The organism is Actinoplanes oblitus, assembly GCF_030252345.1.
Taxonomy (GTDB): domain Bacteria; phylum Actinomycetota; class Actinomycetes; order Mycobacteriales; family Micromonosporaceae; genus Actinoplanes; species Actinoplanes oblitus.
Genome location: NZ_CP126980.1, coordinates 6,619,632 through 6,641,514, shown reverse-complemented (window position 1 = coordinate 6,641,514; position 21,883 = coordinate 6,619,632). Strand labels below are relative to the sequence as shown.

Below are 21,883 nucleotides of genomic sequence, written 5' to 3'. Positions count from 1 at the left end.
GGATGCGGTTCCCGGCCGAGGCGGTCCGGCAGCACGCTGCCGCGGTCAGCGAGGCTGCCGGGCAGCTGGAGCTGGCCAGATCCACGGTGCGTGAGGTCACCATGGACAGCCAGGCGTACGGGGAGGTGTGTCGATTCCTCCCCGGCCTGTTGAGTCCTTTGTTCGGTGGCGCGGTCGAGGTGTTGAACGGCGCGGTGGACGCGCTGTCCGAGACGGCCTTCAAGCTTCGCGCGGCCGCAGAGGTCATCGAGAATGCTGATTTCGAGAGCGCCCGGCATTTGACCGAATCGGCCCGTGGTCCCGGGTCGCCGTAGTGAGCCACGATCCGCTGGTCGCGCCGGCGCAAAGCACGACCACCTGGTCCACCGGCCTGGGGCTGGCCGAGGATGTCCGGCAGATCAGCGATGGCATTCAGAGCAACAGTTGGGTCGATGCCGCTCTGGGCGGTGTCGGCGGGAGTCTCGACGCTCTGGCGGTGGCGGTCGATCCGTTCGGCTCGCTGTTCGCCTGGGGTGTCGGCTGGCTGATGGAGCATGTCCAGCCGCTGAAAGACGCGCTCGACTGGCTGGCCGGCAGGCCCGGTGAGATCGCCGCGCACGCGGCGACTTGGCGTAACGTCTCAGCCGCTGCGACGCAGACCCATCAGCAGTACGCGGCAGCGATCCGGACACAGGTCGCCGGCTGGGATGGCGCGTCCGGTGACGCCTACCGCGCTCATGCCGCCGAGCACCTCGCTGCGATCGAGGGCATCGCAACCGCGACGAACGCGATCTCGTACGCGGTCGAAGGCGCCGGCCTCCTGGTGGGAATGGTCCGCGAGATCGTTCGTGACCTGATCGCGCAGTTCGTGGCGACGCTTGCGGTTCGGTTGCCGCAGTGGCTGGCTGAGGAAGGCGTCACGCTTGGTCTGGCCACCCCGGTGGTAGCCGGGCAGGTCGCTGCCCTGGTCGCCACCTGGGCCAACCGGATCCAGCGCTTCATCCGGGCCCTGCTGAACAGCTTGCGCCGCCTGAACGGCAGGCTCGCCGAACTCGCCGGCATTCTGGACCGTCTCAAGCAGTTGCTCGGTCGGTTGAGCCGAGCCGATCCGGCGAATCCGGCACCGCGGCGTGGCACTGGCCTGTACTCGCGTTCCGGCGCCTTGTCGAATCGTGAGGTTCTCGATCAGGGCGTCGGGTTGCCGCGAACGGCGGAGACCGTGCAAACCTACGGCGAACTCGCGGGCGTCGATTTCCGGGGAGTTCCGGTCGAGGTCGTCGAGAGCGCCGACGACGTCGCCTACCTCGACTTTCAGGGTGCGGTGGCCAGGACCGACTCGCTCGGGGTCCAGTTGGGCCCTGCGGCGTTCCAGGACGAGGAGACCCTGGTCCGGACTCTTGGGCATGAGAGTGTGCACGTCCGTCAACACGAGGAGGGCCGGATCACGACCATGACCGGGCCGTTGGAGGATGAGGCCTACCAAGCGGAGGAGCGATTCGTCGAGACTTGGAGGAGGAACCGGACATGACTCGGCTCATCGTGGAGAGAGTCCACCACCTTTCGAGCCGCCCGTGGCTATTCGTCACGGGGCGTCTGGAAGGGGAGGCTTTGCGGATCGGTGACGAGCTGACTGTCTGGGATGGCGGTGTCGCCGCCGGCCTCGCGGTCGTGCGATCCATCGAACTTCACGCGGCGTCGTCGCACACCACGGTCGCCGTCGAGTCGGATCTTGCGAGCGCCATCCAGGAAGGTGCTGTACTGGCCCGCGAATGACCAACAGGACGCACCCCTCTTCACCCAGTTCCCCGACGATGGGGGCTGGGGATGTGTTCCCGGCCTCGCACCTGATCGGCTCCGGAGCGGCCCCGGAAGCGCAACCGGCTGGGCCGGGCCGCTGCCGATCAGACGGTCATGACTCTCCCTCGCTGGGTGGAGCCGTTGCTGCGGGCTCGCTGGGTCGCCGTGGCGCTGCTCGCCGCCGGGTTCGCCGTGCTGCTGCCGGCCGAGCCGCTGGACATGATGGAGTTCGCCGCCGCCGGGCAGCGGATCCTCGACGGGCATCTCGACGGTGTCTACGACTCCGGGTGGAACCAGGCCGGGCCGCTGCAGTTACTGCTCAGCCGGGTGTTGATGATCGGCGGCCACGACTACACGCCGGCCCTGCCGGTCCGCGTGGCGGTGAACGTGGGCCTGGTGCTCGGCGCGATGGCGCTGTGCCGCCGATTCGGCCCGGCCGGCCGGCGGGGGACCGAAGCAAACGGTCGGCCCGGAGCAAGCCGTCAGGGGACCGGACCGGACGGTCGGCCCGGCGGAGGCCGTCAGGGGACCGGACCGGACGGGCGACCCGGAGCGGGCTGGCAACTGGCGGCGCTGCGCGAGGTGGCGGCCGGCCATCTCGCCCTGATCTGGCTTGAGGTACCCGTGCCGTGGTGGGGGCATCCGGTCGAGCTCGCGATCCCGGCGCTGTGGGCGTACGCAAGTCTCTGGCACAGCCGTGGGCGAACCGGGACGGCCGCCGCGCTCCTGGGTGTCTCGGTCGCCATCGCCCCCTGGGCGATTCTGGGTTTCCCCTGCCTGCTGGCGTCGGGCGGGCTGCGCCGGGCGCTGCGGACCGGGGTGCCGGCCGGGCTGATCGGGGTGGCGGGGTACCTGCCGTTCGTGGCTGCCGGGCACTTCGGGATGTTCCGCCACGTGTGGAACGTGGATCCGGACAGCCTGGTGCACCTGATCCTGCCGGACCTGGCGGCGGTGAGCTGGCCGCTGCGGCTGGTGCAGGCGGTGCTGGTGGCGGGTGGCTGCGCGGCGGTCGCCTGGCGGTGCCGCGGGCAGCGGGTCGTCCACGCGGCGGCGCCGGCCACCGCCCTGCTGGTGCGGATGTTCGTCGACCCGGTGACGTTGCAGTACTACTGGGGGCCGGTCGCGGTGGCCACCCTGCTGGCGTTCGCGCTGAGCACCGAGGGTTCCCGGCGGCAGCTGCTGGCGCTGCTGCTGGGCTACGCGGCGGTCCTCGCCGGGCTGGCCGGCCGGCAGGTCCCGGGCGCGGCGGCCTGTCTCGTGGTGCTGGCGGCCCTGCTGGCCGCGGGTTCCCGGCGGTCCGCCCCGGCCGCCGCCGGCCGCGCGCCGATCGGTGCGGCGGGTGACCCCCTGGTGGCGCTCGGGGCGTGATTGCATGGGCGGATGTCGGGAGATCTGGTCTTCACCAACGGCTCCGTCTTCACCGCCGACCCGCTGCGCGGGGCCACGACCACGGTGGTGGTCCGGGACGGGCGGATTCTCGCTGTCGGCGCCGACGACGTACGCGACCTCGCCCGTCCCGGCGCCGAGACGATCGACCTGGCCGGGCGGCTGCTGCTGCCCGGCTTCCAGGACGCGCACGTGCACGCCGTCATGGGTGGCGTGGAACTCGGCCAGTGCGACCTGACCGGCGCCCCCGACCTCGACGACTACCTGCGCCGGGTGCGCGACTACGCCGACGCCCACCCGGGCCTCGCGTGGATCAGCGGCGGCGGCTGGGCCATGGAGGTCTTCCCCGGCGGGGTGCCCGGCCGGGAGCTGCTCGACCGGGTCGTCCCGGACCGCCCGGTCTACCTGATCAACCGGGACCATCACGGCGCGTGGGTGAACAGCCGCGCGCTGGAGCTGGCCGGCATCGACGCGGGCACCCCGGATCCGGTCGACGGCCGGATCGACCGCCGCCCCGACGGTGTCCCGGCCGGCGGCCTGCAGGAGGGCGCCATGCGACTGGTGGCGCGGCTGCTGCCCGAGGTCACCCGGGCCGAGCGGCTGGCCGGGCTGCTCCGCGCGCAGGCCCTGTTGCACTCGCTGGGCGTCACCGCCTGGCAGGACGCCATGCTGTGCGCCACGAACGGCTACCCGGACGTCGCCGACGCCTATCTGGAGGCGGCCGGCACCGGCCGGCTCACCGCCACCGTGGTCGGCGCGCTGTGGTGGGACCGCGACCGCGGCGCCGAGCAGATCCCGGAGCTGCTGGCCAAGCGGGACAAGCACACCGTCGGCCGGCTGCGCGCGGACAGCGTGAAACTGATGCTGGACGGCGTCGCGGAGAACTTCACCGCGGCGATGACCCGGCCGTACCGCGACGCGTGCGGCTGCGCGACGACGAACGCCGGCCTCTCGTTCATCGACCCGGCCGCGCTGCGCGGCTACGTCACCGAGCTGGACGCGCACGGCTTCCAGACGCACTTCCACGCGCTCGGCGACCGGGCGGTCCGGGAGGCGCTGGACGCGGTCGCGGCGGCTCGCACCGCCAACGGGTTCCGGGACACCCGGCCGCACCTGGCACATCTGCAGGTCGTCCACCCCGACGACATCCCGCGCTTCCGGCAACTGCGAGCGAGCGCGAACCTGCAGCCGTTCTGGGCGTCGCACGAGCCGCAGATGGACGAGCTGACCATCCCGTTCCTGGAGCCGGCCCTCGCCGAGCGGCAGTACCCGTTCGGTGACCTGCTGCGGGCCGGGGTGCACCTGGCGGCCGGCAGCGACTGGCCGGTCACCACGCCGGATCCGCTGCAGGGCGTCCACGTCGCGGTGAACCGGGCACACCACGGCAGCGGGTACCCCGCGTTCCTGCCCGCGCAGCGGCTGGACCTGGCGGCGGCGCTGACCGCGTACACCGCCGGGTCGGCGTTCGTGAACCACCTCGACGACACCGGCAGCATCCGCCCCGGCTTCCGCGCCGACCTGGTGGTGCTGGACCGGGACCCGTTCCGGGCCCCGGCCGCCGAGATCGGGGACGCCACTGTCGCGATGACCTTCGTGGACGGCGTGCCCGTCCACGGGGCGTGAGCCAGCAGAAAGTCAACCGACCGGTCGGCGACCGCGCGGGTCGCGGTCTCGTCCAGCTCCGGGCACATGTGGCAAGTCGCGGGCGTTTTCCCGCTGGTGTTTCCCGGCTCCGCCACCCCCTGTCAACCGCCGGAAGATCTTCTGGGCGGGGCAGACGAACGGTGGGCACGCGAGGCACGTGACGTCCGACCTTTGCCGAATCCCGCCTGCCGCCGGCGGGAGTTCGGGACACTGCGGTTCGGCGGGGTTCTCGTGCCAACCGGAGATCAAACCCCGGAGAGTTGTGGGGACTAACACGGTCCCTGACGGACCGGTCTGGTCCATTACGGTCTACGGTGGTCCTATGCCCCGCCCCACCAAGCAGCAGATCGACGACGAGATCCTCGACGCCGCGGCCGGCCTCTTCGCCCGGCACGGCTTCCGGGAGACCTCGGTGCAGCGCATCGCCGACGCGGTGGGTTACTCCAAGACCGGCCTGCTACACCGCTTCCCGACCAAGGAGGCGCTGCAGGAGGCGGTCATCGGGCGCTGCGTGGGGCAGATCCGGGAGGTCGCGGCGGCCGCCGCGCCGCTGCCGCCCGGCCCGGACCGCGACCGGTCGGTGATCGACGGCATGGCCCGGCTGGCCCTCGGGCAGCCCGGCGTCGTGGCGCTGATGCTGTCCTGTCTGCTGGCCGAGCCGGAGAGCGAATTCGGCTCGGCGCTGCAGACGATCGGCGACGAGGTGGCCGACGCCTTCGGCGACCAGCCGTTCACCGGCGACACCTTCGGCTCCGGGCAGCTCACCAAGCCGGAGCGGGCGATCCGGGTGACCGGCGCGCTCGGCGCCCTCGCGGTGGCCAGCGTCGCGCTGCGCGACTGCTTCACCCCGGACGCGGTCACCACGCTCGTCGACGTCGCCTACGACGCTCTCGGGCATTCTCACACCCACTGAACAAGGGAACCCCCTCATGGCAACGCTGCTGCATCGCCTCGGCCTCGGGGCCGTCCGGCATCGCATCATCGTCACCGTCGCCTGGTTGCTCGCCCTGCTGGCCGTGGCCTTCGGCGCGGTCAAGCTGTCCGGCGAGACCGTCAACACGTTCCGGATTCCGGGTCAGGAGTCCACCACCGCGCTCGACCTGATGAAGCAGCGGTTCGGCGACGCCTCGGCCGGTGCCAACGTGCAGGTGGTGTTCCAGGCGCCGGCCGGGCAGAAGATCACCGACCCGGCGGTGGCCGGCCAGGTCGCGCAGGCGGTGGCCACGTTCGGCAAGCTGCCCGGCGTGGTGGCGGCCAACGACCCGTTCGACAAGCGGGCGCCCTCGGTCTCCCGGGACCTGAGCACCGCGCTGGTCACCGTCACCTACGGGGTGCAGCCGTCCGAGGTGACCGACGACGAGCGCGCCGCGATCACCGGCGCGCTGGAGCAGGCCGGCAAGGGCGGCGTGACCGTCGAGGCGCGCGGCGAGGCGCTGAGCAACGCGGCCGACGTCGGCGGGGCCTCGGAGGGCGTCGGCGTGCTGGTCGCCCTGATCGTGCTGGCCCTCAGTTACGGCTCGCTGGTGGCCGCCGGGATGAACCTGCTGACCGCGATCGTCGGGGTCGGCATCGGCGTCGCCGGCATCACCACGCTGTCCGGCTTCGTCCAGCTCCAGTCGACCACCCCGATCCTGGCGGTGATGCTCGGCCTGGCGGTCGGCATCGACTACGCGCTGTTCATCGTCACCCGGTTCCGGCACGAACTGCGCGCCGGCAAGGACGTCGAGTCGGCAGCGGCGTACGCGGTGGGCACCGCCGGCTCGGCAGTGGTCACCGCCGGCCTCACCGTGGTGATCGCGCTGGCCGGCCTCGCGGTGGTCGGCATCCCGTTCCTCACCGAGATGGGCCTGGCCGCCTCGGCCACCATCGTGGTCGCCGTGCTCGTCGCGATCACCCTGGTCCCGGCGATCCTCGGCTTCATCGGCCGCAAGGCGCTGCCCCGCAAGCTCCGCTCGGCCGCGCCCAGCGACGAGACCATCGCCGAGGGCCGGGGCTTCATCCGCGGCTGGGCCGCCATGGTCACCCACCAGCGGGTGATCAGCCTGGTCCTGGCGGTGCTCGCGCTCGCCGTGGTCGCGCTGCCGTTCTTCAAGATGCAGACCACGCTGGCGCAGCGCTCGCCGGAGGGCAGCACCCAGGCCCGGGCCGACGCGATCATCGACCAGCGGTTCGGCCCCGGCGTCTCCGCCCCGCTGCTGATCCTGATCGACGGGCCGAAGTCGGTGGCGTACGCGGCCACCGTGCAGAAGCAGATCGCCGCGCTGCCGGGCGTCGCGCTGGCCCAGCCGCCGCGCCCGGACCAGCGGCAGACGGCCGCGCTGATCACCGTCATCCCGGCCTCCGGCGCGGAGGACCAGAAGACCGTCGACCTGGTGCACGCGATCCGGGACAAGGTCGCCGACGAGGACGGCGCCACGGTGTACGTCACCGGCCAGACCGCGATCAGCATCGACGTCTCGCAGAAGCTCAACGACGCGCTCCCGGTCTACCTGGCGCTCGTCGTCGGCCTGGCGTTCGTGCTGCTGGTGCTGGTGTTCCGGTCGCTGCTGGTGCCGGTCGTCGGCGTGCTCGGCTTCCTGCTCACCATCGGCTCGGCGTTCGGTGCCACCGTCGCCGTCTTCCAGTGGGGCTGGCTGGCCGACGTGGTGAACGCCGGCTCGACCGGCCCGATCATCAGCCTCGCGCCGATCATCATCGTCGGCATCCTGTTCGGCCTGGCCATGGACTACCAGGTCTTCCTGGTGTCCCGGATGCACGAGGCGCACGCACACGGCGCGGCGCCGCGGGACGCCATCGTCACCGGCTTCCGGCAGGCCGCCCCGGTCGTGGTGGCCGCCGCGACGATCATGTTCGCGGTCTTCGCCGCGTTCGTGCCACAGGGCAACGACACGGTCAAGCCGATCGCCTTCGCGCTGGCGGTGGGCATCGCCTTCGACGCCTTCGTGATCCGCATGATCGCCGTCCCGGCGGCCCTCGCCCTGCTCGGCCGCTCGGCGTGGTGGCTGCCGCGCTGGCTGCGGTGGCTGCCGGAGCTCGACGTCGAGGGTGCGGCCCTGGAGCGTAAGGCGGCCCGCGCCGCCGAACCCGCCTCGGTGTGACCACCGCTCCCCTCCAGCCCACCGTTCCGACCTGACCCACCCGGGCGGCGCCGCACCCGCGGCGCCGCCCGTCCTGCTTCCCGACCACCCACTCCCGCGCCCGTCCTGCTCCCCGGTCACCCGCGGCGCTGCCCGTTCTGCTCCCGCTCACCCGCCGCCGCCCGCGACTTCGTCGACGTCAAGTCCCCACGCCTGCCACGATCGGGGGGCCCGGCTGGTCGTGGTGGTGCTCTCCGGGCCGGTGAGACCACCGTGAGTGCCAGCCGGTCGGTGCTGGCTGGTCGTGGCGGTGGTGTCCGGGCCGGTGAGACCACCGTGAGTGCCAGCCGGTCGGTCTCGGCTGGTCGTGGCGGTGGTCTCCCGAGCCCGGACACCACCACCAGGACCAGCCGTGGGTTTCCGACGGCATGCCGGGAGCTGGCACCACCCTGGTCGCCTGCGGACCCCGACCAGCCACCGGGCCCCGGGTCGCGGCAGCAGCAGCCCCAGACCCCGCGACCAGCGGACTTCGGGCGAACGGTACGACGGCGTTGACGGTACTTCGCACTGCGCAGTACTGTGCCGTGCGTGGATACGACCCAGCTCCTCAAGGGCGTACTGGATCTCGCCGTGCTGGCCGTCCTGCGCGACGAGGACGGCTATGGCTACGACATCCTGCGCCGGCTCCGCGCGTCAGGCCTGCAGGAGGTCGGCGACGCCTCGGTGTACGGCACGCTGCGCCGGCTCTACGCCAACGGCTTCCTGAACACCTACGTGGTGCCCAGCGACGAGGGCCCGCACCGCAAGTACTACGCGCTCAACGCCGCCGGCCGGGCCGAGCTCGACCGCAACGGCAAGACCTGGCGCGCATTCGCATCGATCATGGACGATTTGACTCGCGAGCGGGGGACCGCGTGAACGACATCGCAGCGGACGAGATCACCGGGTATGTCGCCGAGGTGCGGCTGGCCCTCGGCGACATACCCGAGGCCACCCGGGAGGAGCTGCTCGACGATCTCCCGGAGCACCTGGCCGAGGTGCTCGCCGAGGGGGCCGGCACCCTCCAGGAGCGGCTGGGCTCCCCGTCGGCGTACGCCGCCGAGCTGCTCGCCGCGGCCGGCCTGCCCGGATCGGCGAAGCCGCCGTCGCCCTGGGTCACCCGGGAGGAGCTGCGCGACCGGGTCCTGCCGTGGCTGCGGGTCGCGGACGCCCGGGTCGGCCCGGTCCTCGGCTACGAGCGGGCGAGCCAGTTCCTGGTCCTGCTGCGCCCGGCCTGGTGGGTGCTGCGCGGTTACCTGGTCGCCATGCTGCTCGCGCACCTGCTGGACGGCGGCTCCGCGCCGATCGGCCTGCTGCCCCGGGTCGGTGGCAGCGACGTGGTCGCCCTGCTCCTGCTCGCCGGGTGCGTCGTCGGGTCCATCTGGTTGGGCCGCCGCGACCTGCCCGACAAGCCCTGGCCGCGGTACGCCCTGTGGTCCGGCACCGCGGTCCTGATCCTGATCTCGCTGGCCGGTTTCGTCGGCGCCGACAGCAGCGCCCGGTTCGCGCCGTCCTTCGACGCCACCTACACGGGCAACAGTCAGTACGACAACATCCGGGACGTCTTCGTCTACGACTCGCAGGGGCACCTCGTCGAGGACGCCCAGCTCTACGACCAGAACGGCGCCCCGCTGCAGCTCGGCGGCTCGAACTGCACCGACCCGGAGACCGGCGAGTCGTGGACCAGCTGGCAGCGTGGCTACCCGCACTGCCCGCAGGCGAACCCGTTCCGCTCGCCGTCGCCCACCGCCGACCCCGGCTCGGAGCCGACCGCCACGGACACCCCGGCCCCCGCGCCATCGCTCTCGGTCCCCGCGCCGTCGCCCTCGGCGCCGGCTCTGTCGTCCCGCCCGTCCCCGTCCGGCCCTCGCTGACCATCCGGCGGGCGCGAGGCCGCCGCGGCTTCCGGCCGCCGCTTTCCGGTACGTCACTCAGGCCGTACCGGAAAGCCGTGGTGATCCGACCGGTCGGCGGGGGAAATGCCGGACCACCGCATGGTTCGGCCCGGCGCTGGGGAACGCCGGGCCGAACCTCAGGGGAGCAGGGTCAGGCGGTCCATTTCACGTTGCCGTTGAATCTGCCGGTGGCGTCGAAGGTGGCCATGTTGTCCCAGCCGTCCCCGGTGCCGTTGATGTTGGCCGGGTCCCAGCCGTTCCCGGCGATGGCGTACCAGGTGGGTTCCCAGTAGAAGACGCCGATCGCGCCGGCGTTGCGCGCGGTGTTCTGGATCCAGGTGAACTCGGTGCCCTGGCCGGCCTTGCTGGCGGGCTGGCCGTCGCACGTGGTGGTGCCGGGAATCGAGTTCGTCTGGCCGTCGGCGTTGGCGGTGGTGTACATGTACGCCGTCTCCACCACCACGACCGGCTTGCCGTACCGGGACTTCACGTCCGCGATCACGTTGTAGAGATTGGCGAGCGTGCCGTGCCACATGCAGTAGTAGGAGAGCGCCGTGACGTCCCACGAGACACCCTGCGCCTTGATGCCGTCGTAGAACCAGCGCGCGTTCGCGTCGCTGTCCGCGTCCGCCGTGTGGATCATGACTTGGGTGCCGCTGTTGCAGGCCTTCGTGGCGTTGTACCCGGCCTTCAAAAGTGACGCCAGCGGAGCGAAGTTGTTGTTGGTCACCTGCCCGGCGGGCCACAGCATGCCGACGTTGATCTCGTTGCCGATCTGCACGCTGTCCGGGGTGGTGCCCTGCGACTTGAGCGCGGTGCACACGTCGTAGGTGTAGTTGTAGACGTCGGTCTGCAGCTGGGCGAGGGTGTGCGATTTCCAGGCCGCCGGCGGGTACTGCTTGCCGGGGTCCGCCCAGGTGTCCGAGTAGTGGAAGTCGACCAGGAGCTTGAGCCCCTTGGCCTTGACCGCCTTGGCCTGCTGCAGCACCTTGGCCTTGTTGTTGTAGCCGCTGGCCGGGTTGTTCCAGACCCGCAGCCGCATGTAGTTGGCGCCGGCGCCCTTGAGGATGTCGTACGGGTCGGCCTGGGCGCCGGCCGCCGTGTAGTACTTGCCGCCCAGGTCGAGCGTGCGCTGCAGCGACGACACGTCGGCGCCGAGCATGGTGAGGGAGGCGGCGTGAGCGGGGTTGGGGGTGAACGCCAGCATCAGCAGCACTGCTCCGATGACGGCGGTGAGGGATCTGCGCATCGTGCTCCTTCGGGGGTTAGGAACAGACCTTTTTCTAGCGGCGCCAGACCACGTACGGGTTGATCCGCCCGCCGTCGTCGAAGGTCGCCATGTTCTCCCAGGCGTCGCCGGAGTTCTCGATGTCCTCGGTGTCCCACCCGTTCCCGTCGACGGCGGTCCAGGTCGGCTCCCAGTAGAAGACGCCGAGCGCCCCGGCCGCCCGGGCGGCATCCTGCACCTGCGAGAACGCGGTCGCCTGCCCGCGCGGCGTGGCGGGGATCCCGTCGCACGGCGCGGCCGACGTGATGATGTTCTCCAGGTGGTCGTAGTTCTCCGTGGTGTACGGATAGGCGGTCTCCGCGATCACCGCGGGCTTGCCGTAACGTGCCTCGACGTCGGTGAGGACGGTGGTCAGGTTCGTCAGGTCGCCGTGCCACATGCAGTAGTAGGACAGCGCGGTGATGTCCCACCGCACGCCCTGCGCCGCGATCCCGTCGTAGAACCACCGCGCCGCGCCGAGACTCCCGGCGTCCGCCGTGTGAATCATCACCTGGGTGCGCGGTGAGCAGGCCTTGGTCGCGTCGTACCCGGCCTTCAGCAGCGTCGCCAGCGGACCGAAGTCGCCGTCGGTGACCTGCCCGGCCGGCCACAGCATGCCGGTGTTGATCTCGTTGCCGATCTGCACGCTGTCCGGCTTGATCGCCGAGCACACGTCGTAGGTGTAGTCGTAGACGTCCCTCGTCAGCTGGGCCAGGTCGTGCCCGGCCCACGACTTCGGGATGAACTGCTTGCCCGGGTCGGCCCAGGTGTCCGAGTAGTGGAAGTCGATCAGCACCTTGAGGCCGTGCCGCCTGGCCTCGCGCGCCTGCCGGACCACCGCCGCCTTGTTGTTGTAACCGCTGGCCGGGTTGTTCCAGACGCGCAGCCGGAGGTAGTTGACGCCGGCCTTCTCGAGGATCTCGTAGGGGTCGGCCCGGTGGCCGCGGGCGTCGTAGTACCGGGCGCCCAGGTCCAGCGCGCGGGGGAGGGTGGAGACGTCGGCGCCGAGCATCGACAGATGGTGCCGGCCGGCCGCGGCGGCGGGCGTGGCGGGCAGGAGCAGGAGGGCGGTGGCGAGGACAGCAGGGATCTTCATGGCGCTCCTTTGCTGACAAAAGGGACGTGCATCCATGGTGGAGGCCGATCTCGGTCTAAGGGGGGAACCAAGATCGGCCCCCATGGGGGGCCCGATAAAGATCAGGCGGGGGAGGAGCTTCGCAGGACGAGTCCGGTGGGCACGGTGATGGAGAGCGGGGTACGCCCGTTGATCACGTCCACGAGGAGCCGGACCATCTCCTCGCTGATCCGTTCCAGGGGCTGGCGAACCGTGCTGAGCGGCGGTTCGGTGGTGGCCGCCAGCCCGGAGTCGTCGAACCCGACCACGCGGACGTCGGCCGGCACGCCGCGCCCGGCGTCGCGCAGCACCGGCAGGGTGGCGGCGGCCATCGCGTCGGAGGCGGCGAACACCGCGTCCACGTCCGGGGCCCGGTCGAGCAGCGCGCGGATGCCGGCCGCCCCGCTCTGCCGGGTCCAGTCGCCGTGCACGATCAGATCGTGGTCGATCGGCAGGCCGTGGGCCATCAGCGCGTCGGTGTACCCGGCCAGCCGGTCGACGCCGCCGGAGGTGTCCAGCGGCCCGGTGATGGTGGCGATCCGCCGGCAGCCGGCCGCGATCAGGTGCTCGGTGGCGGTGCGCGCGCCGGCCCGGTCGTCCGCCGACACCGAGCTGATCATCTCTTCCAGGCCGAGCACCCGGCCGCAGGCCACGATCGGGACCTGGGCCTGCACCAGCTGCGTGAGCAGCGGGTCGCCGGAGTGCGGGGACACCAGCAGGACGCCGTCGACGTGCCCGCCGTTGAGGAACGCGATGGTGCGCAGGCGCTCCTCGGGAGTGGAGGCGATCATCAGGATCAGGGTCTGCTCCCGGTCGGAGAGCGCCTGGGCCACCCCGCGCAGCAGCACCGAGAAGTTCGGGTCCTCGAAGAGCAGGTGCTGCGGCTCGGTGAGCAGGAACGCTATCGATCCCGACCGCCCGGTCGCGAGCGACCGGGCGTGCTGGTTGGTGGTGTACCCGGTGCGCGCGATGGCGTCCTGCACCGCGCGCACGGCCTCCGGGCTCACCCAGTCGCGTCCGTTGAGCACCCGGGACACGGTCGCGTAGGAGACGCCCGCCTCGCGAGCGACATCGCGGATCGTTGGGCGTTTGCGCGACACGTTCGGGATCATAGTCTTGACCGTTCTCGATCAGGCTTTGACGCCACCGGCGGCCAGGTCGACCTGCCAGTAGCGCTGGAGCGTCAGGAAGAGGGCGATCAGCGGGACGATCGACACGAGCGCGCCGGTCACCACGGCGGTGTACATCGAGGGCTGGCTGGCACCCTGGTTGAGCAGGCCGTTCAGCCCCACCGTCAACGGGTAGAGCCGGTCGTTGCCGAGCATGATGTACGGCAGCATGAAGTTGTTCCAGATGGCCACGAACTGGAACAGGAAGACGGTGACCAGGCCGGTCCGCATCATCGGCAGGACCACCCGCAGGAACGTGCGCCAGTCGCCGGCGCCGTCGATCCGGGACGCCTCCAGGATCTCGCCGGGCACCGCCGCGGCCGCGAAGATCCGGGCCAGGTAGATGCCGTACGGGCTGATGAAGCTGGGCAGCAGCACCGCCCAGTACGTGTTGGTCAGCCCGACCTTGGCCAGCAGCAGGTACTGCGGGATGGCCAGGATGACGCCGGGCACCAGGACACCGGCCAGGATCACGTTGAACACGAAGCCCTTGCCCGGGAAGTCGAACTTGGCAAGCGCGTACCCGCTCATCGCCGAGATGAACGTGGAGACGGCCGCGCCGACGCCGGCGTAGAGCGCGGTGTTGGCCATCCACCGCCAGTACAGGCCGTCCCGGTAGTTGCTCAGGTCGGCGAGGTTGTCGAACAGGTGGGTGCTCGGCGCCAGGGTGAACGTGGAGAACAGCTCGCCCGAGCTCTTGCTCGACGCGATCAGCACCCAGACCACCGGGAGCAGGCAGTACGCGGCGCCGAGCAGCAGCAGCGTGGTGGCGATCTTGCTGGTCTTCCGCTTGCCGGGGCGGGCGGCGAGAACCGTCATGTCAGTCCTCCTGGTTGAACGCGCGACGGCCGACGAGCTTGAGGAAGCCGAAGGACAGGATGAACGTGGCTACCGCGATGACCACCGAGGTGGCGGCCGCGGCGTAGATGTCGTTGCGGACGAACGCGTCCCGGTAGACCTTCATCAGCGGGGTCCAGGTGAACGAGATCGTGTTGCTCAGCGGCTTCAGCGTGATCGGCTCGGCGAACACCTGCAGCGTCGCGATCATCGAGAAGACGAAGGTCATGATCAGCGACGGCATCACGATCGGGATCTTGATGCGCCAGGCGATCGACAGCTCGGAGGCGCCGTCGATCCGGGCCGACTCGTACAGGCTGGTCGGCACCGACTTGAGCGCGGTGTAGATGACGATCATGTTGAAGCCGGTGCCGCCCCAGATCGCGACGTTCGCCACCGCGTAGAGCACCCACGAGGAGGAGAGCAGCTCGGGCGCCTGGATGCCGATCCGGTCCAGGGCGTAGACGAACGGGCTGACCCGGGGCAGGTAGAGGAAGCCCCAGAGCAGCGAGGCGACCACGGCCGGCACCGCGTACGGCAGGAAGATCGAGATCCGGGTGAAGCTGCTCAGCGCGGGCCGGGTCCGGCCGGCGTCCAGCAGCAGGGCCATCAGCAGGGCGGTGCCCAGCATGAGCGGCACCACGACCAGGCCGTAGCCGAGGATCCGGTAGACGCTGGGCAGCCACTCCGGGTCGGTCATCGATCGGGTGTAGTTGCTCAGCCCGGCCCACACCTCGGTGCGCGACTTGGCGCCGAGGCCGAGGCCGCTGACCTTCACCTTGCGCAGGCTCAGGTAGCCGGCGTAGACGATCGGGGCGGCCAGGAACAGGGTGAACAGGAGCAGGCCGGGGGCGAGGAAGGCGTACGGGACGCCGGCCCGCCGGTTCCGCACGGGCTTGCTGGCGACCGGTGCGGCGGTGGAGGTGGGTCTGGTGGTGGTCAGCGTCATCGCCGAAACCTTCCTGGTGCGGAACCGGGTGGCCGCCTCCTGGAGAAACGCCCACCCGGTGCAGGTCATCCGGCGACGGTGAAGCCGCTGTTCTTCATGTCGTCGACGGTCGCCTTCTGCATGGTCGTCAGCGACTCGGTGAAGGCGGCGGCCTTCTTCGACTCGGCGGCCTTGCCGAACGCGTCGTTGAACGCGCTGTAGGCGACGTTGACGTTCGGGCCGTAGGTGAACGGCTTGGTCTGCTTCCCGGCCTCGGCCGCGATCGTGTAGAAGTCGGCCTGGTCGGCGAAGAAGGCCGGCGGCGTGGTCAGCACGCTCGTCGCGTCGTTGGCGGCCGGGTAGACGTTGGCCGTGCCGGCCAGCAGCTTCAGCGCCGCCGGGTCGCTGTTCAGCCACGCGATGAACGCGGCGGCCTCCTTCGGGTGCTTGCTCTGGCTGGTGACGCTCGTCGCCGAGCCACCCCAGTTGCCGGTCGCCGGGCTGGCGGCGTCCCACTGCGGCATCGGGGCGGCCTTCCACTTGCCCTTGGTGTCCTTGGCGCTGCCCTCGAGCACGCCCGGCGCCCAGACCGCGGAGACCCAGCCGACCTGGGTGCCGTCGTTGAGCGCGGCGTTCCACTCCGGGGTGTACATCGGCTTGTTGTCGACGACGCCCTTCTCCACCAGGCCACCCCAGTACCCGGCGACCTTCTGGGTGTTCGCGTCGTTGATGTTCACGGTCCAGGAGTCGCCGTTCACCCCCCACCAGGAGGCGCCGGCCTGCTGGGCGAGGCCGGCGAACAGGCCGGCGTCGGTGGCCGAGAAGGTGCCGAGGTACTGCTTCGGGTTCGCCTTGTGGATCTTCTCGGCGGCGGCGGCGTAGTCGTCCCAGGTCTTGGGGGCCGGCAGGCCGTTCTTCGCGAAGACGTCGGCGCGGTAGAAGAACATCAGCGGGCCGGAGTCCTGCGGCACGCCGTAGACGGCGTCGCCGCCCAGGGTGACGCTGTTCCAGGCGGCGGCCGGGAACTTGTCCTTGAGCGAGCCGGCCTGGTCGGCGATGTCGGCCAGGGCGTCGGCGGAGACCAGGGTGGGGATCTTCTGGTACTCGGCCTGCATCACGTCGGGCGCGCCGCTGCCGGCCTTGATCGCGGTGAGCAGCTTGGTGACCGCCGGGTCGCCACCATCCTGCTTGTTGACGGTGACCTGGATGTTCGGGTGCGTCGCGTTCCAGCCCGCGACGACCTTGTCCATGTTCGGCGCCCAGCTCCAGTAGGTCAGCGCGACCTTCTCGTCGCCGGTGGTGCTCCCGGTGTCCGACTTGCTGTCGTCGGCGCCGCTGCACGCGGTCGTGGTGAACAGGGCGACGGCGGTAAGGGTGGCCAGGAGCGGCGCAAGAGTCTTCTTCATCGATCCTCCTTGATGGGCATGCCGGCCGGGGGCCCGGGTCAATGCCTGTGACCGGTTACAGTGCTGCTGTTACGTCGATGTGTCAAGCCCTTGCTTCCAACCGGTTAATCCTGTGTATCGTTCGCTCTTGCCGGGCTGTGACCGGTTACAGTCCCAACGGAAAGAGGGGTCTCGTGCCCAAAGAAACGGAGCCACTCTCCGTCCGCCACCATCCGTGGACGACGCCGCTGCGCCGCCCGCGGATGAGCAACGACGAGGACGTCCGGGCGGGCCTGTCGCTCACCAACCGGTACCTGATCAAGAACGGTTCCCCGGTCGTCCCGGTCTCCGGCGAGCTGCACTACAGCCGGGTCCCGCGGCACCGCTGGGCGGAGCGCCTGCGCCAGATGAAGGCCGGCGGCGTCACCGTGGTGGCCAGCTACCTGTTCTGGCTGCACCACTCGCCCGCCCCCGGCGAGTACCGCTTCGACGGCAACCTGGACGTGGCCGCCTTCGTCGACCTGGCCGCCGAGACCGGCCTCGACGTGGTGCTGCGGATCGGCCCCTGGGTGCACGCCGAGAGCCGCAACGGCGGCTTCCCCGACTGGGTGCAGCGGGCCCCCGTCCGGCACCGCACCGACGACCCGGCCTACCTGAGCCTGGTCGAGGAGTGGTTCGCCGCGATCGGCGCCCAGCTCAGCGGGCATCTGGACCGGGTGCTCGGCATCCAGCTGGAGAACGAGCTCTACACCCAGCCCGAGCACCTGCGCACGCTCAAGCGGATGTCCCGCGCGGCGGGCATGTCCGCCCCGCTCTGGACCGCCACCGCCTGGGACAGCGCCGAGCTGCCCGAGGAGGAGGTGCTTCCGCTCTACGGCGGCTACGGCGACGGCTTCTGGGTCGACTCGGACGCGCCCTGGGCGCCCAACTTCCGGGACCACTACTTCTTCTCGCACGTCTGGGACGACCCCGGCATCGGCGCCGACGTGCGGCGGGCGCAGAACATCGAGGCGGCCAAGGGTGGCCCGCGCGTCCCGTCCGACCTCTTCCCGGCCGCCACCTGCGAACTCGCCGGCGGGATGGCGACCGCGTACCACCGGCGGCCGCTGCCCAGCGCGCTCGACGTGGCCACCATCGCGCACTGCAAGATCGGCAACGGCTCGGCCTGGCAGGGCTACTACATGTACGCCGGCGGCACCAACCCGGACGTTCCCGGCGGCCTGCAGGAGTCGCACGCCACCGGCTACCCGAACGACCTGCCCAGGCTCGGCTACGACTTCCACGCGCCGATCGGCGAGGCCGGCGCGCTCGCCGGCAGCCACGCCGAACTGCGCCGCCAGCACAGCTTCCTGGCCGCGTTCGGCGCCCGGCTCGCCGACATGCCGTCCAGCCTGCCCGACGTGCGCCCGGACGGCGTCGAGGACAGCACCACCCTGCGGTGGGCGCTGCGCAGCGACGGGACCAGCGGTTTCCTCTTCGTCGCCTGGCACCAGCCGCACGTCCCCCTGGACACCTACCGGGGTGCCCGCTTCAAGGTCGTGCTGGCCGACCGCGAGGTGGAATTCCCCTCCCAGCCGGTGGACATCCCGGCCGGCACCCTGGCCCGCTGGCCGGTCGGCCTGACCGCCGGCGGCGTCCGCCTGGACTGGGCCACCGCCTCCGCGCTCACCCTGCTGCCCGGCGCGGTGCCCACCCTGGTCCTGCTCGCCGAGGCGGGCATCGCGCCGGCGCTGTCGGTGGGCGGACAGGAGCGGGCGATCACCCCCGGCCTGGAGCCGACCCGGTTCGAGACCGCTACCGGAACGCTCGACGTCCTGGTCCTGCCGGCCGGCACCGCGGGTTCGCTGTGGGTCTGCGAGGCGGCCGGCCGCCGGGTCCTGCTCAGCGACGACGAGCTGCAGTGGGACGCTTCCGGCCGGATCCTGGCCAAGACCGCGTCGACCGCTTCGGTACGCGTGTACGACCCGGCCGCGCGCGCCTTCGCCGACCTCCCGGTGTCCCCGGCGCACGTCCCGCTCACCGTCGACGTCGCCACCACCGAGCTGCGCCCGGCCGGCGACGTGCCCGCCGAGTACGGCAAGCACGACGGCCGCTGCTCCGCGCCCGGCCCGGAGGCGTTCGACGAGTTCGCCGCGGTCCACCGGCTGCACCTGCCGGACTGGGCCGCCGACCCGGAGCACGACGCCCTGCTCCAGATCGACTGGGCCGGCGACGTCGGCGAGCTGCGGGTCGACGGGGTCGCCGTCACCGACCGGTTCTGGGACGGCTCCCGCTGGCAGGTCAACCTGGTCGACGCCGGCTACCGGGCCGGCGCCGAGGTGACCCTGCACCTGCTGCCACTGGCCACCGTCTCGCCGGTCTCGGTGCCGTCGCAGGCGCGGGACCGGCTGGTCGCGGCCGGCTCGCAGCTGCTGGCCGTCGACGCGATCCGGGTCGTCGGGCGGGCCACCACCGGCGAGCCGGACCGCCCGCACCGGGTGCGTAAGACGTCCCGGCGGATGGCCGACGGCCGCGAGATCATCTACTTCGACGACACCGAGCCGTACGTGTCCGGCGCCGCGGTCCGGCAGGCCGAGGACACCCGGCCGCTGCCCAGCGCCGAGGAGGTCCTCAAGGGCGGCGCCCAGGTCCGGTACGACCCGCTGACCGGCGAGTGGATCGCCATGGCGTCGCACCGCAACGACCGCACGTTCCTGCCGCCGGCCGACCAGGACCCGCTGGCGCCGACGGTGCCGGGTGGCTTCCCGACCGAGATCGCCGAGGCCGACTACGACGTGGTGGTCTTCGAGAACCGGTTCCCGTCGTTCTCCCCGCGCAACGGTGGCTCCGCGTCGTTCGTCGACGGGGACCCGCTGTGGCCGACCCGGCCGGCCGATGGGCGTACCGAAGTCGTCTGCTTCTCGTCGGCCCCGAAGGGGTCGTTCGGCGGCCTCCACCCGCGGCGGGCCCGGACCGTCCTGGAGGCCTGGGCCGACCGCACCGCTGAGCTGGGCGGACAGCCCGGTGTCGAGCACGTCTTCGTGTTCGAGAACCGCGGCCGGGAGATCGGGGTGACGCTGCCGCACCCGCACGGGCAGATCTACGCGTTCCCGTTCGTGCCGCCCAAGGCGGCCCGGATGCTGGAGATGGCCCGGCAGCACCGGGACCGGACCGGCGGCAACCTGTTCCGCGACATCCTCGAGGCGGAGCGCCGCGCCGGGACCCGCATCGTCACGGTCGGGGAGCACTGGACGGCCTACGTGCCGGCCGCGGCGCGCTGGCCGGTCGAGGTGCACCTGGCCCCGCACCGGGACGTCCCCGACCTGCCGGCGCTGACCGATGCGGAACGTGACGACCTGGTCCGGATCTACCTGGACGTGCTGGGCCGGCTCGACCGCTACCATCCCGGGCCGGAGCCGCTGCCCTACATCGCCGGCGTGCACCAGGCGCCGGTCCGCCAGGGCCGCGACCTGTTCCGCCTGCACCTGCAGGTGTTCAGCGTGCTGCGGGCGCCCGGCAAGCTGAAGTACCTGGCCGGGGTGGAATCGGCGATGGCGTCCTGGATCAGCGACACCACACCGGAACGCATCGCCGCCCGGCTTCGCGAGGTCGGCTGACGTTTGGGCCCGGCCATCCGGCTAAGTCCGGATGGCCGGGTGCCGAACTTCAAGTGTGTCCTCGTCTCGTTCGTTCCGGCAGCGGCTGGCGGATCTGCCCCTGTCCGTGAAAATGCTGACCTCGGTGGTCTCGGTAGCGGCCGCCTGCGCCGTCGTCATCCTGATCGCCGTCGGTGGCCTGCGCCTGGTGGAGAACAAGTCGAACGCCGTCTACGGGCACGGTGTCGTTCCGATCCAGCACCTCGCCTCCGTCCACGAGGACGTGCTCCGGGTCCGGATGCTCGCGCTGAACTACTACATGTCGGACGCCGCGTACCGGGCCAAGGAAGACGCCGAGATGAAGGAGCGGACCGCCGCCGTCGACGAGGCCTGGGAGAAGTACCTCCCGCTGAGCGCCGACGCGGCCACCGCCACCGCGCTCAAGGCGAACTTCGACAAGTTCAACGAGCTGCGGACCGGCAAGATGATGCCGGCCGCTCTCGACGGCCGGCTCCAGGACTTCTGGGACAGCTGGAACGCCGGCACCGAGCTGTACACCCAGCTGGACCAGGAGTTCGCGACCCTGGAGAAGGCGCACGCCGACTCGGCGGTCCAGGCGAACCGGGAGGTCAGCGACGCGCGCGGCTCGGTCACCAGGCAGGTGCTGGTGATCGGCGTGCTCGGGCTGCTGCTCGGGCTGGCGATCGCGCTGCTCGCGGTCCGTGCCGTGGTGACGCCGGTGCGCCGGGTCACGGCGGTGCTCCAGTCGGTGGCCGCCGGGGACCTGACCCGCGACGCGGGCGTCGACAGCCGCGACGAGGTCGGGCAGATGGCGGCGGCGCTGAACCAGGCGACGGCCAGCATGCGCGATGCGGTCACCATGATCAATGGGAGCGCGGCGACCGTACTGGCGAGTTCCCGCAACCTGAACTCGGTGAACGACCACCTCAGCGCCGGCGCGGACACCGCGGCCGGCCGGGCCGCCGCCGCGCAGCAGGCCGCCGAGGATGTCGCCCGGCTGGTCAGCACGCTCAGCGCCGCGGCCGAGCAGATGGGCGTGTCGATCCGCGAGATCGCCACCAACGCCTCGGACGCGGCCGGGGTGGCCGGCGAGGCGGTCTCGGTCGCCCACGAGACCAGCACCATCGTCGGCAAGCTCGGCGAGTCGTCGGCCGAGATCGGCAACGTGATCAAGCTGATCACCAGCATCGCCGAGCAGACCAACCTGCTCGCCCTGAACGCCACCATCGAGGCGGCCCGGGCCGGCGACATGGGCAAGGGCTTCGCGGTGGTGGCCGGCGAGGTCAAGGAACTGGCCCAGGAGACGGCGAAGGCCACCGAGACCATCGGCCAGCGGGTCGAGATGATCCAGTCGGACACCAACAGCGCGGTCGCCGCCATCGAACGCATCTCCGAGGTCATCGTCCGGATCAGCGACTACCAGACCACCATCGCCTCCGCGGTCGAGGAGCAGACCGCGACCACCGCGGAGATCAGCCGCTCGGTCGCCGAGGCGGCCACCGGCGCGGAGGAGATCGCCCGCAACATCTCCGAGGTCGCCCAGGCGGCCGGCGACACCACCGCCGGCGTCGCCAGCTCCCGCAGCGCCGCCCAGCACCTCGCCGGCATGGCCGACGAACTCACCGGAGCCGTCCGTCGCTTCGAAGTCTCCCGCTGACGTCCCGATCCCGGCTGGTGCGCACGGTGGCGTCAGGGCCGCTGACACCACCGTGCGCGCCAGCCGGGACCGGACCGCACCCACCGAGGGACTTCGGCATAGTAATGTCCGGG

General features: G+C 71.4%; 17 protein-coding genes. 11 read left to right on the top strand and 6 right to left on the bottom strand.

What is annotated here, in order from left to right; genetic code table 11:
* Window positions 1-2: 2 nt before the first annotated feature.
* The 9 genes from Actob_RS29990 to Actob_RS29950 all read left to right on the top strand — a co-directional run bounded on the left by Actob_RS29990 (window position 3) and on the right by Actob_RS29950 (window position 9,796).
* Entirely contained in the window at window positions 3-314 is a 312-nt protein-coding gene (locus Actob_RS29990) for a type VII secretion target (protein ID WP_284915201.1), read from the top strand.
* Window positions 314-1,507, top strand: a complete 1,194-nt coding sequence (locus tag Actob_RS29985; RefSeq protein WP_284915200.1) for a WXG100 family type VII secretion target — start codon at window positions 314-316, stop codon at window positions 1,505-1,507. Before Actob_RS29990 ends, Actob_RS29985 begins: the two co-directional genes overlap by 1 nt.
* Window positions 1,504-1,752, top strand: coding sequence for a hypothetical protein (locus tag Actob_RS29980; protein ID WP_284915199.1), 249 nt, complete (start codon window positions 1,504-1,506; stop codon window positions 1,750-1,752). The genes Actob_RS29985 and Actob_RS29980 overlap by 4 nt, the downstream gene beginning before the upstream one ends.
* 138 nt (window positions 1,753-1,890) lie before the next feature.
* On the top strand, window positions 1,891-3,144 hold the full coding sequence (locus tag Actob_RS29975) for a hypothetical protein (RefSeq protein ID WP_284915198.1): 1,254 nt from the start codon (window positions 1,891-1,893) through the stop codon (window positions 3,142-3,144).
* Window positions 3,145-3,156: 12 nt separating this feature from the next.
* Window positions 3,157-4,785: an amidohydrolase gene (locus Actob_RS29970; protein ID WP_284915197.1), complete on the top strand. Its 1,629-nt coding sequence runs from the start codon at window positions 3,157-3,159 to the stop codon at window positions 4,783-4,785.
* 343 nt (window positions 4,786-5,128) lie between these two features.
* Window positions 5,129-5,719 (top strand): TetR/AcrR family transcriptional regulator, encoded by a 591-nt coding sequence (locus Actob_RS29965; RefSeq protein ID WP_284915196.1) that lies wholly within the window; start codon window positions 5,129-5,131, stop codon window positions 5,717-5,719.
* A gap of 16 nt (window positions 5,720-5,735) precedes the next feature.
* Window positions 5,736-7,904 carry an MMPL family transporter gene (locus tag Actob_RS29960; RefSeq protein WP_284915195.1) on the top strand — a complete coding sequence of 723 codons (2,169 nt, stop codon included), beginning with the start codon at window positions 5,736-5,738 and terminating at the stop codon, window positions 7,902-7,904.
* Window positions 7,905-8,471: 567 nt separating this feature from the next.
* Window positions 8,472-8,801 (top strand): PadR family transcriptional regulator, encoded by a 330-nt coding sequence (locus tag Actob_RS29955; RefSeq protein ID WP_284915194.1) that lies wholly within the window; start codon window positions 8,472-8,474, stop codon window positions 8,799-8,801.
* Window positions 8,798-9,796 carry an HAAS signaling domain-containing protein gene (locus Actob_RS29950; protein WP_284915193.1) on the top strand — a complete coding sequence of 333 codons (999 nt, stop codon included), beginning with the start codon at window positions 8,798-8,800 and terminating at the stop codon, window positions 9,794-9,796. Before Actob_RS29955 ends, Actob_RS29950 begins: the two co-directional genes overlap by 4 nt.
* A gap of 172 nt (window positions 9,797-9,968) precedes the next feature.
* Here the strand turns inward: Actob_RS29950 and Actob_RS29945 are convergent, their stop codons facing one another.
* The 6 genes from Actob_RS29945 to Actob_RS29920 all read right to left on the bottom strand — a co-directional run bounded on the left by Actob_RS29945 (window position 9,969) and on the right by Actob_RS29920 (window position 16,538).
* Window positions 9,969-11,066: a glycoside hydrolase family 53 protein gene (locus tag Actob_RS29945; RefSeq protein WP_284915192.1), complete on the bottom strand. Its 1,098-nt coding sequence runs from the start codon at window positions 11,064-11,066 to the stop codon at window positions 9,969-9,971.
* Window positions 11,067-11,100: 34 nt separating this feature from the next.
* Window positions 11,101-12,180 (bottom strand): glycoside hydrolase family 53 protein, encoded by a 1,080-nt coding sequence (locus tag Actob_RS29940; RefSeq protein ID WP_284915191.1) that lies wholly within the window; start codon window positions 12,178-12,180, stop codon window positions 11,101-11,103.
* 101 nt (window positions 12,181-12,281) lie between these two features.
* Complete coding sequence (locus Actob_RS29935) at window positions 12,282-13,298, bottom strand: LacI family DNA-binding transcriptional regulator (protein ID WP_284915190.1); 1,017 nt, start codon at window positions 13,296-13,298, stop codon at window positions 12,282-12,284.
* A 30-nt stretch (window positions 13,299-13,328) separates the two neighbouring features.
* The gene (locus tag Actob_RS29930; protein WP_284915189.1) at window positions 13,329-14,186 is read right to left on the bottom strand and encodes a carbohydrate ABC transporter permease; all 858 of its coding nucleotides are present in this window, start codon (window positions 14,184-14,186) and stop codon (window positions 13,329-13,331) included.
* Window position 14,187: 1 nt separating this feature from the next.
* Window positions 14,188-15,222, bottom strand: coding sequence for a carbohydrate ABC transporter permease (locus Actob_RS29925; RefSeq protein WP_284915188.1), 1,035 nt, complete (start codon window positions 15,220-15,222; stop codon window positions 14,188-14,190).
* Entirely contained in the window at window positions 15,219-16,538 is a 1,320-nt protein-coding gene (locus tag Actob_RS29920) for an ABC transporter substrate-binding protein (protein WP_284915187.1), read from the bottom strand. The genes Actob_RS29925 and Actob_RS29920 overlap by 4 nt, the downstream gene beginning before the upstream one ends.
* Window positions 16,539-16,711: 173 nt before the next feature.
* Here Actob_RS29920 and galT point away from each other — a divergent pair, with 173 nt between their 5' ends.
* Both galT and Actob_RS29905 read left to right on the top strand, forming a co-directional pair.
* Window positions 16,712-20,113, top strand: a complete 3,402-nt coding sequence (gene galT, locus Actob_RS43930) for a galactose-1-phosphate uridylyltransferase (protein ID WP_328518393.1) — start codon at window positions 16,712-16,714, stop codon at window positions 20,111-20,113.
* A gap of 55 nt (window positions 20,114-20,168) precedes the next feature.
* On the top strand, window positions 20,169-21,770 hold the full coding sequence (locus Actob_RS29905; protein ID WP_284915186.1) for a methyl-accepting chemotaxis protein: 1,602 nt from the start codon (window positions 20,169-20,171) through the stop codon (window positions 21,768-21,770).
* Window positions 21,771-21,883 lie beyond the last annotated feature (113 nt).

Coding starts and splice junctions, on each gene's coding strand:
- Actob_RS29980 (WP_284915199.1), top strand. CDS start 1,504: ATGACTCGGCTCATCGTGGAGAGAGTCCACCACCTTTCGAGCCGCCCG.
- Actob_RS29945 (WP_284915192.1), bottom strand. CDS start 11,066: ATGCGCAGATCCCTCACCGCCGTCATCGGAGCAGTGCTGCTGATGCTG.
- Actob_RS29930 (WP_284915189.1), bottom strand. CDS start 14,186: ATGACGGTTCTCGCCGCCCGCCCCGGCAAGCGGAAGACCAGCAAGATC.
- Actob_RS29925 (WP_284915188.1), bottom strand. CDS start 15,222: ATGACCTGCACCGGGTGGGCGTTTCTCCAGGAGGCGGCCACCCGGTTC.
- Actob_RS29965 (WP_284915196.1), top strand. CDS start 5,129: ATGCCCCGCCCCACCAAGCAGCAGATCGACGACGAGATCCTCGACGCC.
- Actob_RS29990 (WP_284915201.1), top strand. CDS start 3: ATGCGGTTCCCGGCCGAGGCGGTCCGGCAGCACGCTGCCGCGGTCAGC.
- Actob_RS29970 (WP_284915197.1), top strand. CDS start 3,157: ATGTCGGGAGATCTGGTCTTCACCAACGGCTCCGTCTTCACCGCCGAC.
- Actob_RS29960 (WP_284915195.1), top strand. CDS start 5,736: ATGGCAACGCTGCTGCATCGCCTCGGCCTCGGGGCCGTCCGGCATCGC.
- Actob_RS29920 (WP_284915187.1), bottom strand. CDS start 16,538: ATGAAGAAGACTCTTGCGCCGCTCCTGGCCACCCTTACCGCCGTCGCC.
- Actob_RS29975 (WP_284915198.1), top strand. CDS start 1,891: ATGACTCTCCCTCGCTGGGTGGAGCCGTTGCTGCGGGCTCGCTGGGTC.
- Actob_RS29940 (WP_284915191.1), bottom strand. CDS start 12,180: ATGAAGATCCCTGCTGTCCTCGCCACCGCCCTCCTGCTCCTGCCCGCC.